Origin of the sequence: uncultured Acinetobacter sp. (assembly GCF_947624825.1) — a bacterium.
Taxonomy (GTDB): domain Bacteria; phylum Pseudomonadota; class Gammaproteobacteria; order Pseudomonadales; family Moraxellaceae; genus Acinetobacter.
Map to the genome: position 1 here is coordinate 13,860 of NZ_CANQLZ010000038.1, position 14,876 is coordinate 28,735.

Genomic DNA, 14,876 nt, shown 5'->3' on the forward strand with positions numbered 1-14,876 from the left:
GGCTAAGCGCCTCTTGATTTAAGATTGTAATTGCACGGCGTGATACTGCAAATGATCGTCCATAAAACTTTGGATAAAGTAATAACCATGATCATAACCTTCATGCTCACGTAAGCTCAACTTCTGACCTACGCTGTTACAAGCCGCTTGAAATTGTGCTGGATTAAGCTGACTATAAAACTGATCTTTTAGACCTTGATCAATTAAAATATCGTTAAACAAGGGCCCTTTTTGTGTAATTAAAGCGCTTGCATCATGGGCTAACCAAGTCTCACGGTCTTCACCTAAATAATGCGAAAAAGCTTTTTCACCCCAAGGACATTGGCTCGGTGCACAAATCGGGGCAAAGGCTGAGACTGATTTAAATTTTTCAGGAAATTTCAGCGCCAAGGTTAAAGCACCATGTCCACCCATCGAGTGACCAAAAATACCAACTTTGCCTGCGGCCACATTAAATTCAGCTTCTACCAAAGCATACAGTTCATCTGCAATCAAACTTTGCATTTGATAATGTTCAGCCCAAGGCGCTTGTGTAGCATTAATATAAAAACCTGCACCCTGACCCAAATCCCAATGATCACCTTGCGCAACATCATCGCCACGCGGTGAAGTATCAGGGGTCACTAAAATCAAACCTAACTGTGCCGCTAAGCGCTGTGCATGGGCTTTAATAGCAAAGGTTTCCTCATTACACGTTAAACCCGCCAAGTAAAACAATGCCGGACAGGCCTGTCCATTTAAAGCTTGAGGTGGTAAAAAAATTCCAAATTTGCTGTCTTTTTTTAAGCTTTTTGAGGCGAAGCTATAGATTCTTTGTTCACCCAAGAAACATTGGTTGCTTTGTAAAAGTTGCATGAATTTTCCTTTTAAGGTGCAGCTTGTTTTGATGGAAATAAACGTTGCTCAAGTTGCGGCAACATCAGTTGCATATTTTTGCCCATAACCCACTGTGGCTCAGAAGGCTCAAAGCCTTGCGCTGCTTCCCATCTTGCCACAGTTTCTTTGGCTTGCAAAAATGCACTTTCAAAATCATCTTGCTCACGCATGGCTTCATCAAATAAAGCACGCCCAAAGTAGGTGTAATCGGCTTCATTGCTACACCCAAATGATTCGCGATCTGCTGCTGATGCGGTTATCACCAAAGTATTTTCGTCTTGCAAAGCTGATACAAAACTGCCTGAAAAACATGACGAGATCACAATCACCCGCCAACGAATACCCGCTTTATCTAAAGTATCGCGTAACCATGTGGGTTCTACATAAGCTAAATCAATTGGCGCGTTTTCAAGCTCAAATTGCTGTGGCAAGCCATGTGACGTCATATATAAAAACAACACATCACTGTCACGATTCATTTGCTGACCAATACGTTTCAGTGCCAACTCAATACTGGTTTTAGAGGCAATGGGCTGCGTTTCGAGGGTGCTTGCGTGATTGATCAACACCATAGATCGACCAAAGGTGCCAAAACGGGTGTCAAACTGTTCACGAATTCGCTCAACTTCGGATTTAAATACCTCTTGATAACTTGCCCCTGCCACCCCTAAAAAATACCAATGACTTTGTGAAAACTCACCAAATTGAATGCCTTGTAGGGCTTGATTAAGCACTTTAGGTTGCGCATACAGTGTCGCCTCACTAATGCTTGGCGGTAATTGCTCAACTTTCCAAATCGGTTGGCTTTTGGCAGAAATTTGCCACACCACCAAGGTAAACAAAGTGGCGATCATAATTAAAGCACGTTCCCACCATGGCCATTTTAGCTCACGGGCAAAGACCCACACCACCGCCAAACTTTGCCAAACAAACAACACCATAAATAAGGCAGGCAAATAGTCATAAAACACATACGGCAGCCAATCCATCATGCCTAAATATTGAATCAGGCTTTGCAATAATGCCACATGCGTATCAAGCACCAACCATAGCACAGCAGGCACTAACATTAAGCGTGGATTATTAATGCGTTGGGAGAGAAAAATCCCCACCATTAAGGCAATAAATGGCCATAATGCATAACTGACCAAGCCTTGTGAGTTAAACTCTCCAACTTCACCAGCACTGAGCCATGCAAATAAAGTATTGGCACAGCCACCCAATATCCCCCAAACCATTAATTGGGCAATAGATGGACGCACGATTTGTAAGGCACGGCGTGAACCCACAAATAACCACATGCCGGCCACTTGGTTGCTTTTAAAATCGTGCCAAAAATTAATGGAAGGTTTAAAGTCAATCATGGAATTATCTATGCAATGCCTGCCAAAGGTGCGCGATGAAGTGTATGCCGAATGGCAGTTTTCTTAATGCTTTTAAATACTATATAACACAACAATGTTTAAAAATGCAGCAACTAGGTGTTGAGATCATGTTGAAAATACGCATCAAAACGACATGCGTCACCTAACCATTGGTGCTCGGTGCTTTGCCCTGCCAAAAACACAGCAAGACGTGGGCGTTTCACCACCACACGTTTAGCAATTTTTTGTGCCAAGGGCAGCAAATGATCACCCAAATCCATTTCACCATCTTCAGGTAACAACATATGCAACAGCTGCATTTGCTTTTTGACCTGTGCTTGTTTTTTGGCTGCATTTTGATTTTGGTCGCGCTGTGGGAACATAGGATCTAAATACACCACATCCACCACTTGCACTAAACTTGCCTGCTGAGCTAAATAATCAGCTGAATCACTAAATACTAAGCGAATTCGTGCTGCCGCAGCATGTAAGATTTTATCGTCTAAGGCACGTTGTTGGGTGTCTTCAAGCAAGGTAAATAAAATAGGGTGACGCTCTACCAAAGTAACATGCGCGCCTAAATGTGCCATAAGTAAACTGTCATGCCCTAAACCTGCGGTGGCATCAATTAGGCGTGGTTTTTCAGCTATATTACACGCACGAGCAATCATCTCTGATTTTAACGAAGCACGTTTTAAACGACCGCTTTCACCTTTCCAATCGGGTTGCATTTTCATGCCATTGGCTGCCAACCATAAACCGTCTTGATCTACGCATAACGCCAACTCAGGGTTTAAGCGTAAAAAGCGTGATCCAAGCTTTTCAATCAGCTCAATCTCTACACTCACCCCACGCATACCAAGCACAGCAGCATAGTGCTGTGCTTGTTCAACAAAGGTCTGTTCTGCGTATAAGCGTAAAGCGCTTACCATAAGGTCCAACCTGTCCATGCAAATAATAAAATCACTAATCCTGAGACAATGCGATACCACGCAAACACCATAAAATCACGCTTTGCCACATACGCCACTAACGCACGAATGAGCAGCAATGCTGAAATAAAGGAAACCAGCAAACCAACACCAATGACGGTCCAATCTGCTGCACCTTCAAATACGTGATAGCTTTGATACAGATCTAATAAACCTGCACCCACAATCACTGGAATCCCTAAAAAGAAGGAAAATTCCGTAGCCGCTTTACGCGATACACCTAAGAACATGGCACCAATAATGGTGGCACCTGAACGTGATGTGCCCGGAATTAATGACAAAACTTGAATTAAACCAATCCAAATGGCATCTTTAATACTTAAGTCTTCAACTTCTTGTGTGCGCACCTGCGGTGGATTTTTCTCAATCCAAATAATAATTAAACCGCCCACAATCAAACCAATCGCAATCGCAATGTCGTTAAACAAGAATGCTTTAACTGTTTGACCAAAGCTTAGACCCACCAAAACAATTGGAATCGACGCTAAAATTAAACCAATCCCTAAACGGCGCCCTTGAGGCTCACCACTGACAATTCCGGTGGCGGCCCCCCAAAGACGTGCCCAGTATTCATAAATGACCGCTGCAATTGCACCCATTTGGATGGCAATTACAAATACATCACTTTTTTCCTTAGTCCAAAAGTTCATTAGCTCGGCGGCTAAAATCAAATGACCGGTACTAGAAATGGGCAGGAACTCGGTAATCCCCTCCACAATCCCCATAATTGCTGCTTTTAATAGCAATAAAAGATCCATAATATTTACCTAAATTATGCTTTGCCTTGCTCAGGAATTTTTTTCCACGCATCATCACGTAGATAAACAGGCAATGCAAATTCAGCACTGACCCACTGTTGTTGTAATGCAGCTTGACGTGCAATGCTGGCAATATCTTGTGCTGTGGCATCAATCGCTTGATACTCAGTTGCGCTTGCATCTACCAACACGCTGCCCGAACCGACCAAAGTAAATTGCTGAACTGTTTTTGCCTGGTCATAACTGAGGAGTTGTTCTTGGTCAAGCGCCTGCATAATGCCGTGTTCGTCTAACTTAAAGCTGGCGATATACACTTCATTCATACGTGCATCAATCACTGCAGTAACCGCAGTTAAACCTGCCATACGATAAGCCGCTTGCGCTAAGGCTTGTAAGGTAGACACAGGCACTACAGGTAAATCATTGGCCCATGCCAACGCTTGTGCCACCGCAGCATTAATACGTACACCGCTAAATGAACCCGGCCCACGACTAAAGGCAATTGTACTAAGCTCACTTGCTTCAATATTGGCTTTTAATAATGCCTGCTCAATCATAGGCAAAATGGTTTGCGTTTGAGCTCTGGCGCGGGCGTCTAAATCAAAAAATATGTCTTGGGTGTCATCCACCATACAGACGGAACACTGCTGATTGGCAGTTTCGAGTGCCAGCAATTTCATGCCAAACCTTTGTTTTAAAATATATGAGAACGGCGGCTATGATACTCTACTGCTGAAAACTTGGCGATACGCGCTACAAAAAAGCCCAAGGCTTCACATTGTGTTTTTTCATCTTAATGCTAAGCAACAGTCTTATTTTTTAAGCTTAAATGCTGGCGAATTCAGTAAAAATGGCCATTCTTTACGATAGTCCAAACCGTATTGAAACAAAGACACCAACATGCGTGCTGTTAAGCCCCAAATAATCTCATTTTCTAAACGAAAACTTGGAAAATACAAGGATTGATGCTGATAACGTACTTCATAAGGAATGGGTTGTGCCTCTAACATTTTGCGCAACGATACATAAAAAATACGATCAATTTCGGTTGGCTGTGGCACAAGAGCCAAGTTGGGTGGAATAAAACCAACCACAGGTTTAACCAACATGCCATTACGGGCTTTTTGCATAGGTAAATCACCAATGAGTTCTACATCAAAGGGATTTAAACCGGTTTCTTCTTGTGCCTCGCGTAACGCCACCACAATGTTGCTGGTATCTTGTGGGTCTCGCTTACCTCCGGGAAATGAAACCTCTCCCGGATGGCTATTTAAGTAAACCGAACGCCGCGTTAGCAGCACTTTAGGCTCGGCTTCTTGAGTAATGGCAATTAAAACCGCGGCTTGCGCTTGGCGCACCCGTTTTGAAAAGCGTAAGCGTTGTTGGAGTAATAACGTCAGTTCACGATCATCCATGTCGTTGGCTCTACGTCCTAATTGAAGGGATTAAACAGCATCATAGCTGAATTTTTATTCTAAAGGATAGCGTGATCAGATGATGCAGAGGGGCTTTTTTTACGCTATTCTCAAAGCATCACTTTATCCTTGATGATGAATATGAACTTTTGTGGCAACTGCGGACAAAAAACCGTCGAAAAAATTCCTTTAGGCGACCACCAAGTACGTCAGGTGTGTAGCAGTTGTGGCTCGATTCATTATGTTAATCCCAAAGTCATTTGTGGCGCTTTGGTGATTCATCAAGATAAAGTATTGCTGTGTCGCCGTGCTATTGAGCCCCGCTATGGCTTATGGACGTTACCTGCCGGCTACATGGAATTATTTGAAACCATGGAGCAAGGCGCAGCCCGCGAAACGCGCGAAGAAGCAGAAGCGGAAGTAACTATTGAACAATTGTACTGCATGTACAATATTCCACGGATTGGGCAAATTTATGTGTTGTTTAAAGCCCAATTAATGGATGGAAAATTTGGTGCCGGCGAAGAAACCATCGAATCGCGCTTATTTAGTGAAGATGAAATTCCTTGGGAACAATTGGCTTTTCCAAGCGTAGAACGCACTTTACGTCATTATTTTACTGACCGTAAAACACAGCAGTTTGATATGCACTTAGAAACCTTAGGCTCACGTTTAGATCATACCGGTTAAGATCGCTTAAAACTCCAACAAGGTCAGCTTAAGCCACTAAAATTGCGTTGTTTGGTTACGCTTATGGCACTGCATCTTGCATAAATTTCGCTACACTAGGCGTCTCTTTGTCGCCTATGTAGATTTATGAGCCACGCTGCTGTTTTTTCCCAACGACTGTGCCCCTTACAAAGCCCTGCTGAGTTAATTAATCAACTGCACCTGTTAGACCCTTTGATCTATTTATACAATCAAGGTCAGGCAGTCATTGGCTGTTTTCCTGAACAGTACTGTGTGCTACAGCCACACGGCATGCAATATTTTCAAGCAACGGGTTTAAATGAGTACAGTCAAAGCGCAGCACAGGATTTTAGCGCCTTGATTAAAAGCACAACCACCAGCGCTGATCAAAAACGCTTTACCGGTGGTGTGATGGGTTTTATCAGCTATGACCACGGCGCAGCACAAGCCATTGAACTGCAACATAAGTCTCAACCAAGTTTACTCTTGGCCATGTGTCACAGTTACATCAGTTTAGAGCACGATGCATGGTATTTTAACAGTAGCAATCCCGCTGCCCAAGCGCAGTTTGATTATCTACAACAATTACTACAACAACAGCCTCAACTTGAGTTTTGTTTAACGCAAGCTTGCCAAGCACGTTGGAGCAAAGCTGAGTACAGCCAAGCTTTTAACCAAGTGCAAGATTATATTGTGGCAGGTGATTGCTACCAAATTAACTTAACCCAAGAATTTGTAGGACAAGCCGAAGGGCGCTTACTTGCCAGTGCAGAAAAAATTTGGCAGCTGACCCAAGCCCCTTATGCAGGTTATTTAAGAAGTGGCGATTTTGAATTGCTCAGTTGCTCACCAGAGTTATTTATTGAGTTTAATGCCAATCGCAATATTGTAACCAAACCGATTAAAGGCACCATGCCGCGTTTTCAAGATCCTGCACAAGATCAAGCCTCTAAACAGCAACTGATTAACTCTGAAAAAGATCGTGCCGAAAATGTCATGATTGTCGATTTACTGCGTAATGATTTAAGTGTCTATGCCGAAATTGGCAGCGTTAAAACACCGAAGTTATTTAATATCGAAAGCTTTAAACAAGTACATCACATGGTCAGTGAAGTCACCGCAACCTTAAAAGCTGAAGTCAGACCCTTTGATGTATTGTTATCTGCTTTGCCGGGTGGCTCAATTACAGGTGCACCTAAAATTCGTGCCATGCAAATTATTAATGAGTTAGAACAACAACCACGTGGCGCTTACTGTGGCTCGATGGGATATTTTAATTTTGATGGCACAGGCAGCTGGAACATCCTCATTCGCTCTATTCAAAAGTATCAAGAGCAGCTGTCATTGTGGGCAGGTGGTGGCATTACCATTGCCTCAGAAGTTGATGCCGAATACCAAGAGTGTTTTGATAAAGTCGAAGCCTTGTTGAATTTACTCAACACATGGCATCAAGCCAAATAAATAAAAAAGCGAACAAGATGTTCGCTTTTTTTAAGGTTTAAGCCAATTTAATCAGAAAATTTAAGCCAAAATCTCATTTTTTAAGGTATCGACCAAACGTTGGTTTTGCTCATCTGTACCCACAGTAATACGTAAGTACTGATGAATACGTGGTTTATTAAAGTAACGCACAATAATGCCACGTTCACGTAGTTGACTGGCTAGCTCGCCTGCATCTTTATTAGGGAGCGTTGCAAAAATAAAGTTTGCACTTGATGGTAATACGCTAAACCCCAATTGCGTCAGTTGCTCAACCAAACTCTCACGACTTGCAATGACTTTAGCATTTTGCGCTTCAAAATAAGCTTGATCTTCAAAAGATGCCACCGCTGCTGCAATGGCAAAGCGATCAATTGGATATGAGTTAAAGCTATTTTTCACCGCTTCTAAAGCTGCAATTAAATGTGGTTGGGCAATGGCAAAACCAACACGTAAGCCCGCCAATGAGCGTGATTTTGAAGTCGTTTGGCACACCACAAGATTGTCGTATTTTGCAACCAAACTCACCGCAGATTCGGCACCAAAATCAACATATGCTTCATCAATCACCACCACCGAGTTTGGATTGGCTTGTAAAATCTCTTCGATTTTGGCTAAGCCTAAATCAATACTGGTTGGTGCATTGGGGTTGGTAATGATAATCCCGCCATTGGGCTGTTTATAATCATCGACCACAATCTCAAACTGATCATTTAACGGTAAAACTTTGGTGTCTACCCCAAAGAATTGGCTATAGACAGGATAAAAACTATAAGTAATATCTGCATATAACAGCGGTAAATCTTGTACAAAGAATGCTTTAAAAATATGCGCTAAGACTTCGTCTGACCCATTGCCCACAAAGACGTGCTCAAGTGGCACATTTTGTTGTTTGGCAATGGCGGCTTTTAACTCAGATGCATCCGGGTCTGGATACAAGCGCAACACATCGGCTGAATTGGCTAAGACGTGTTGTACTGCTTCTACCACTTTAGGTGATGGCGGATAGGGATTTTCGTTGGTATTTAATTTTAATAAATTTTGGATTTTTGGCTGTTCGCCCGGTACGTACGGTTCAAGCTTGCGTACCGAAGGACTCCAAAAACGCATCTGTTCTGTCGTAATGTTTGACATGCTGAATAATTCTCTTTTTTCTAATGCACTCGTCGTGGCATCGAACATCAGTACATAAATGATTATGCTGCATATGCCCTGATGTTCAGGGCACACATGTAGCCAAATGTTTATTGATAACGGTAACGCGCCGAACGTGCATGGGCATCAAGATTTTCTTGCTGCGCTAAAATATCAGCAGTACGTGCTAAGGTTTTGACACCCTGTTGCGAACACATGATCAAGCTTGAACGTTTTTGGAAATCATAAACACCCAGTGGCGATGAAAAACGCGCTGTACCTGAGGTCGGTAACACATGGTTTGGACCTGCACAGTAATCGCCAATCGCCTCAGGGGTATAACGCCCCATAAAGATCGCACCGGCATGACGAATGTCTTCGGCCATCGCTTGGGCATCATCTAAACATAGCTCTAAATGTTCAGGTGCAACTTGGTTAATCAAATCAATTGCTTCTTGACGATCTTTCACCAAAACCAATGCGCCACGATTGGCAATTGAAGTACGTGCAATTTCAGCTTTTGGCAATGCCGCTAAATGCGTTTCAATGGCTTGTGCAACGTCATTTAAAAGCTGCTCATCTGGGGTAATAAAAATGGCTTGCGCAACAGTGTCATGTTCAGCTTGCGACAATACATCCATGGCTAGCCATTCGGCGTTATTTTCACCTTCTGCATAGACTAAAATTTCAGAAGGTCCGGCAATCATATCAATACCGACTTGACCAAATACCGCTCGTTTAGCCGCAGCGACAAAACGGTTACCCGGACCTGTGATTTTATCTACAGGCGGTACAGTTTGTGTACCGTAAGCCAATGCAGCCACTGCTTGTGCGCCACCAATGGTAAATACACGCGTCACACCCGCTAAATAAGCTGCCGCCAACACCAATGGATTGAGCTCGCCATTTGGAGCAGGGACCACCATAATAATTTCAGGCACACCGGCGACATGTGCAGGAACAGCGTTCATCAGCACAGATGATGGATAAGAAGCTAAACCACCCGGCACGTAAATCCCAACACGATCAAGCGGCGTCACTTTTTGACCTAAAGTATTGCCTAAAGCATCTACATAGGTCCAACCCTCTTGCTTTTGCGCTTGGTGAAATTCACGAATACGATCAGCTGCAAGTTCGAGTGCTTCACGTACTTCTGTGTTTAAACCCTCAAATGCCGCTTTAAGTTGTGCTTGGGTCAGTTCAAGATCTGAAAATTGATGCGCAGGATGTCGATCGAACTGTTGTGTTAACTTAAGAACATGAGCGTCACCATGCTGGCGAACATCAGCAATGATTTGATCTACAGTCTTTAATAATTCAGGATCGCTAACAGTCTCAAAAGCCAACAAATCTGCAAAAACTTGTTTAAAGTTTTGATCTTGAGTCGATAAACGTCGCATCAATTTACCCACAAAATGTCTAGAAGAAAAGTTTAGTTTACCTGTTTTCACTCACTTTGTGGGTATCTATCTGTGTAGTTTCATTGGAAATAGCGGTCATTAAAATTGATAAATAACACCTAATTGTTCAATCATAAAAAAAACCGCCTCTGAGGGCGGTTTTTTTAATACCAATGCTTTAAGCGTTTTTTGCAGCTTCACGCTCGGCAACCGCTTTTTCAAGCTGCGCTAAAATTGGATTTAATAAATCTTGCTTACGTTTAAAACTGGCTTTATTGACAATTAAACGCGAAGAAACTTTGCAAATTTCTTCTAATGGCTCAAGACCATTGGCACGTAAAGTGTTGCCCGTATCCACCACATCCACAATGTAATCACCTAAACCAACCAATGGGGCTAATTCCATTGAACCGTAAAGTTTAATCACATCCACTTGCTCGCCTAAGCTTGCATAGTATTGACGGGTTAAATTGACATATTTGGTGGCAATTTTTAAACGACCCTTTGGACGTTCCATTCCAACCTTACCTGCAGTCATGAGCTTACAGTTGGCAATTTTTAAATCGAGTGGTTCATAGACATTTTGCGCGCCATGCTCCATCAAGACGTCTTTACCTGCCACACCTAAATCAGCTGCGCCATTTTCTACGTAAGTTGGAACGTCAGATGCACGTAAAATTAAAATACGAACCTGTTTATGCGTGGTCGGGAAAATTAATTTACGCGACTTATCTGGGTCTTCTAAAAGATTAATTCCTGCTTTTTCAAGCAAAGGTAAGGTTTCTTTTAAAATACGACCTTTACTTAAGGCCAAAGTCAAACCATGATCAAAATTGCCCATTACGTCAAAGTTTGGATCATCGTTTCTCATATCGCTCATTAACTTTACTCGCTCACTCGCTTAATTTTGGCACCTAAGCCTTGTAATTTTGCTTCAACATGTTCATAACCACGGTCAATATGATAAATGCGGTCAATCAATGTTTCTCCGTCTGCGGCTAATGCTGCTAAAACCAAAGAAAATGAAGCACGTAAATCTGTTGCCATCACAGGTGCAGCAGAAAGTTGTTCTACGCCTGTGACGACCGCATCATTGCCTTCAACCTGAATATTGGCACCCATACGTGACAATTCAGGGACATGCATAAAGCGGTTTTCAAAAATCGTTTCCGAAATCGTTGCAAAGCCACGAGCAATGGAGTTCACTGCCATCAGTTGCGCTTGCATATCCGTTGGAAATTCTGGATGTGGCAAAGTACGGAAGCTGACTGCTTTTGGACGTTTGCCTTGCATATCCAATTCAATCCAATCATCACCACGGGTCACTTCTGCACCCATTTCTTCAAATTTATCGAGCACAGCTTCTAATAAACTTGGATCGGTGTGTGTGGTTTTAACTCGACCACCAGTCATGGCCGCTGCTGCTAAATATGAACCGGTTTCAATACGGTCAGCCACAACAGCATATTCACAGCCATGTAGGCTCTCAACACCTGTCACCACTAACGTGTCGGTGTCTAAACCTTCAATCTTAGCGCCCATTTTAATCAGCATTTGCGCTAAATCGGTAATTTCAGGTTCACGCGCTGCATTACGGATGGTGGTTACACCATCAGCCAATACGGCTGCTGTTAAAATATTTTCGGTACCGCCAACAGTGACCATATCAAAGACAACTTCGCCGCCTTTTAAGCGACCATCAACTTCAGCAAGCACATAACCATTTTCCACTTCAATCTTCGCACCTAAAGCTTCTAATGCTTTTAAGTGTTGATCGACAGGACGAGAACCAATGGCACAGCCACCCGGTAAAGATACTTTGGCACTACCATAACGCGCGAGCAAAGGTCCCAACACCAAGATTGAGGCACGCATAGTACGTACCAACTCATAAGGGGCAAATTGGTTATTGAGGCTTGAGATGTCTGCCTTAACGGTTTCACCCTCATAGGTGATATCTACACCCAAACCTGCAATCAGTTGCACCAAAGTGTTCACATCTTTAAGATTAGGCACATTGGTCAGGGTAATGGGTGTATCAGCTAAAATAGTTGCAGCAAGCAAAGGTAAAGCTGCGTTTTTTGCACCTGAAATGCGTACTTCACCTTCGAGCTTAGTACCACCTTGAATTAAAAATTTATCCATTAACGAATTAAGCTCCAAACAGACTAGCTTTACGCCATTCTTCTTTGGTCATTGCACGAATGGTCACAGCATGCACTTCACCACTGGCAATATAAGAGTTTAGCGGTGCATAAACAGCTTGTTGACGCGCAACCGGGCGTTTTCCTTCAAATTGCTCATCGACAATACGAAGATCAAATTTTCCGCCTTGCCCACTTACTGCAACTTCAGCCTCAGGAAAAGCAGCTTTTAAAATATCTGTGAGCTGATCACTATTCATTGCAAAGACCTCTTATATTGGATCAAGGGTGTAAAAACCTGTCATTCTACTATAAATGCTTAAAATAATTCATTAACCATACACATTATAACTATAAAAAAAGAGGTTTAAAAAACCTCTTTTTTAGCCTTTAAACTTTAAGGCACAACCACTTGATATTCCAATTTAGATTCACGGTATTTTTCAAGCTGACGTTTAAGCTTTTCGGTCATTTTTTTAATCGAACTATACATATCATCTGCTGTGGCTTGCGCAAAAAGCTCTGCCCCTGGTACACGAATAATCGCTTCAGCAATATGATTACTGCTGCCTTTTTTGGAGCGTTTATCTACCTGATGATCTTTACTCAGCTTAACTTGCATACTACTGACCTGATCCAAATGTTTGGTCAATTGAAAAAACTGAGCGCGGATAGTGTCTTCAATAGCAGGTGTAATACTCAGATGATGACCACGAATTGTAATTTGCATAGTTCTATCCCTTTAGCTGTAGGATGAAATACGTTGCAGACGCTAAATTAATGAAAGTCTGCGCTGATTAGGTCATTATGTTGTCATAATGCACCTTTACAATTACCGCACTTTAAAATTTAGATCAATACTTTTCTTTCAGAAGACGACGGAATATTCAACGATTCACGGTATTTCGCCACTGTTCTACGTGCCACATCAATACCCTCTTGTTGCAATAAAGTCGCTAGTGCATTGTCTGATAAGGGTTTTCGATTATTCTCTTCACTGACTAATTTTTTAATCTTGGCACGAATTGCTGTTGAAGATGCCTCCCCTCCTGATGCAGTACCAACATGACTTGAAAAGAAATATTTCAATTCAAACAAACCGCGTGGCGTCAGCATATATTTATTGGTTGTCACACGAGAAACAGTCGATTCGTGTAATTCAACTTCTTCGGCAATATCCCGCAACACCAAAGGTTTCATGCCTTCAGCGCCAATTTCCAAAAAGGCTTTTTGATGCTCAACAATCGCGGTTGCAACCTTTAATAAGGTTTTATGACGCTCGTCAATCCCCTTAATAAAGTTCTTTGCCTCCAGCATTTGATTGCGTAAATATTGGTTATCGTCACTTTGATCTGCACGACGAATCATATTGGCATAAAAGGAATTGACTTTAAGTTTAGGCACAATATCGGGATTAAGCTGCACTTGCCACGTTTCATTTTTTTTAGCTACCACAACATCTGGAATTTGGTAGTCTGACTCTTTATTCTCGAAATCTAGGCCCGGATGCGGTTTTAGAGTTTTAAGCAAATCAATTGCCGCTTTTAACTGCTGTGGATTGAGACCCGTTTGCTTGGTTAACTTAGATAAGTCATTGGAAATTAGTAATTCATAATGCTGTAGCAAAGTCAGCGCTTGCTCACGATGAGGCGTGTTAACAGGCAATACCTCTAATTGAATGCTTAAACACTCAGCCAGATGACGCGAGCCTACACCCACGGGGTCAAGGCGTTGTAAATGCCTGAGTACCGCTACCACTTCATCATCTTCAACTTCATCGTCATAATCCATAGACTGCAAAAGATGTTGCACCGAAGCAGTAATTTCTGCAATTTCTGCATCTAAAAAACCTTTTTCATCCAATGAATCCACTAAACAATAGGCAATTAATTGATCAATTTGACTAAAATTTAACAAGTTAATTTGCTCAAGCATATGCTCGCTTAAACCTAAATGCCCTTGCCGATTATCCTCACGCTCTTCAAAATCAGCAGCACCTAGACTAGTTGGCTGATGAGTATAAACATCATCCCAATCTGTATCTACAGGTAAATCATCGGGTAAATGGTCAGCGTTTAGCTCATTGGTTAAGTCTTTGTTGTCTGATTCTTTGTCTACATTTACTAGATTTTCTGATGTATTTTGCTCTTCTATTTTCTCTAATAATGGGTTACTTTCAAGTTGTAATTGAATTTCTTGCTCTAGCTCTAAACTTGATAATTGCAATAAACGAATGGCTTGTTGCAATTGTGGCGTTAAAGAAAGCGAGTTTGAAACTTTTAATCCAACTGATAACCGCATAACCTTTTATCCTCATTATTTTTCGCAGTTTTATTAAGCAATTTTTATGCCTATTTTATTTTTTATAACATGATTAAGTTACTTTTCATACGATTTTATCAAGATATATTAATATTTACTTGAAAGATAGCGAGCTATAGAGCTAATAGATATACGATTCTGATGAATATGAGTGTAGAAAGGTAGGCAAGAAATGATTTCATGCAAATTTCAGGCATAAAAAAAGGCCCCCTGATCAATGATCAGGGGGCCTTTTTAGAATAATGAGCTGGCGATGACTTACTCTCACATGGGTAACCCCACACTACCATCAGCGCTAAGAG

The 14,876-nt window shown here is 42.0% G+C and carries 15 protein-coding genes; 2 read left to right on the forward strand and 13 right to left on the reverse strand.

Annotated elements, in window-relative coordinates:
- Window positions 1-18: 18 nt before the first annotated feature.
- The 6 genes from fghA to Q0017_RS09650 all read right to left on the reverse strand — a co-directional run bounded on the left by fghA (window position 19) and on the right by Q0017_RS09650 (window position 5,405).
- Window positions 19-855 (reverse strand): S-formylglutathione hydrolase, encoded by an 837-nt coding sequence (gene fghA, locus Q0017_RS09625; protein ID WP_298145979.1) that lies wholly within the window; start codon window positions 853-855, stop codon window positions 19-21.
- 11 nt (window positions 856-866) lie between these two features.
- Complete coding sequence (locus Q0017_RS09630; RefSeq protein WP_298145982.1) at window positions 867-2,240, reverse strand: C13 family peptidase; 1,374 nt, start codon at window positions 2,238-2,240, stop codon at window positions 867-869.
- A 113-nt stretch (window positions 2,241-2,353) separates the two neighbouring features.
- Complete coding sequence (locus tag Q0017_RS09635; RefSeq protein ID WP_298145984.1) at window positions 2,354-3,172, reverse strand: class I SAM-dependent methyltransferase; 819 nt, start codon at window positions 3,170-3,172, stop codon at window positions 2,354-2,356.
- Window positions 3,166-3,990 (reverse strand): undecaprenyl-diphosphate phosphatase, encoded by an 825-nt coding sequence (locus Q0017_RS09640; RefSeq protein ID WP_298145987.1) that lies wholly within the window; start codon window positions 3,988-3,990, stop codon window positions 3,166-3,168. Before Q0017_RS09640 ends, Q0017_RS09635 begins: the two co-directional genes overlap by 7 nt.
- 14 nt (window positions 3,991-4,004) lie before the next feature.
- A complete protein-coding gene (tsaB, locus tag Q0017_RS09645) occupies window positions 4,005-4,670 on the reverse strand; it encodes a tRNA (adenosine(37)-N6)-threonylcarbamoyltransferase complex dimerization subunit type 1 TsaB (protein WP_298145990.1) in 666 nt (221 codons plus the stop codon).
- A 132-nt stretch (window positions 4,671-4,802) separates the two neighbouring features.
- Complete coding sequence (locus Q0017_RS09650; RefSeq protein WP_298145993.1) at window positions 4,803-5,405, reverse strand: CoA pyrophosphatase; 603 nt, start codon at window positions 5,403-5,405, stop codon at window positions 4,803-4,805.
- A gap of 141 nt (window positions 5,406-5,546) precedes the next feature.
- On the opposite strand from Q0017_RS09650, the gene Q0017_RS09655 reads away from it, so the two are divergent.
- Both Q0017_RS09655 and pabB read left to right on the forward strand, forming a co-directional pair.
- Window positions 5,547-6,095 (forward strand): NUDIX hydrolase, encoded by a 549-nt coding sequence (locus Q0017_RS09655; protein ID WP_298145996.1) that lies wholly within the window; start codon window positions 5,547-5,549, stop codon window positions 6,093-6,095.
- Between the two features lie 126 nt (window positions 6,096-6,221).
- Window positions 6,222-7,556 carry an aminodeoxychorismate synthase component I gene (gene pabB, locus Q0017_RS09660; RefSeq protein WP_298145999.1) on the forward strand — a complete coding sequence of 445 codons (1,335 nt, stop codon included), beginning with the start codon at window positions 6,222-6,224 and terminating at the stop codon, window positions 7,554-7,556.
- A 60-nt stretch (window positions 7,557-7,616) separates the two neighbouring features.
- On the opposite strand, the gene hisC is transcribed toward pabB, so the two are convergent.
- From hisC to Q0017_RS09695, 7 genes are all read right to left on the reverse strand, one after another.
- Window positions 7,617-8,708, reverse strand: coding sequence for a histidinol-phosphate transaminase (gene hisC / locus Q0017_RS09665; RefSeq protein ID WP_298146003.1), 1,092 nt, complete (start codon window positions 8,706-8,708; stop codon window positions 7,617-7,619).
- 110 nt (window positions 8,709-8,818) lie between these two features.
- The gene (gene hisD / locus Q0017_RS09670) at window positions 8,819-10,120 is read right to left on the reverse strand and encodes a histidinol dehydrogenase (RefSeq protein WP_298146006.1); all 1,302 of its coding nucleotides are present in this window, start codon (window positions 10,118-10,120) and stop codon (window positions 8,819-8,821) included.
- 166 nt (window positions 10,121-10,286) lie between these two features.
- Complete coding sequence (gene hisG, locus Q0017_RS09675) at window positions 10,287-10,988, reverse strand: ATP phosphoribosyltransferase (RefSeq protein WP_298146009.1); 702 nt, start codon at window positions 10,986-10,988, stop codon at window positions 10,287-10,289.
- Window positions 10,989-10,993: 5 nt separating this feature from the next.
- Window positions 10,994-12,253: a UDP-N-acetylglucosamine 1-carboxyvinyltransferase gene (gene murA, locus Q0017_RS09680; protein ID WP_298146011.1), complete on the reverse strand. Its 1,260-nt coding sequence runs from the start codon at window positions 12,251-12,253 to the stop codon at window positions 10,994-10,996.
- A gap of 7 nt (window positions 12,254-12,260) precedes the next feature.
- Window positions 12,261-12,512: a BolA family iron metabolism protein IbaG gene (gene ibaG, locus Q0017_RS09685; RefSeq protein ID WP_297428012.1), complete on the reverse strand. Its 252-nt coding sequence runs from the start codon at window positions 12,510-12,512 to the stop codon at window positions 12,261-12,263.
- 137 nt (window positions 12,513-12,649) lie between these two features.
- The gene (gene raiA / locus Q0017_RS09690; protein WP_298146015.1) at window positions 12,650-12,982 is read right to left on the reverse strand and encodes a ribosome-associated translation inhibitor RaiA; all 333 of its coding nucleotides are present in this window, start codon (window positions 12,980-12,982) and stop codon (window positions 12,650-12,652) included.
- A 119-nt stretch (window positions 12,983-13,101) separates the two neighbouring features.
- Entirely contained in the window at window positions 13,102-14,553 is a 1,452-nt protein-coding gene (locus tag Q0017_RS09695) for an RNA polymerase factor sigma-54 (RefSeq protein ID WP_298146018.1), read from the reverse strand.
- Window positions 14,554-14,876 lie beyond the last annotated feature (323 nt).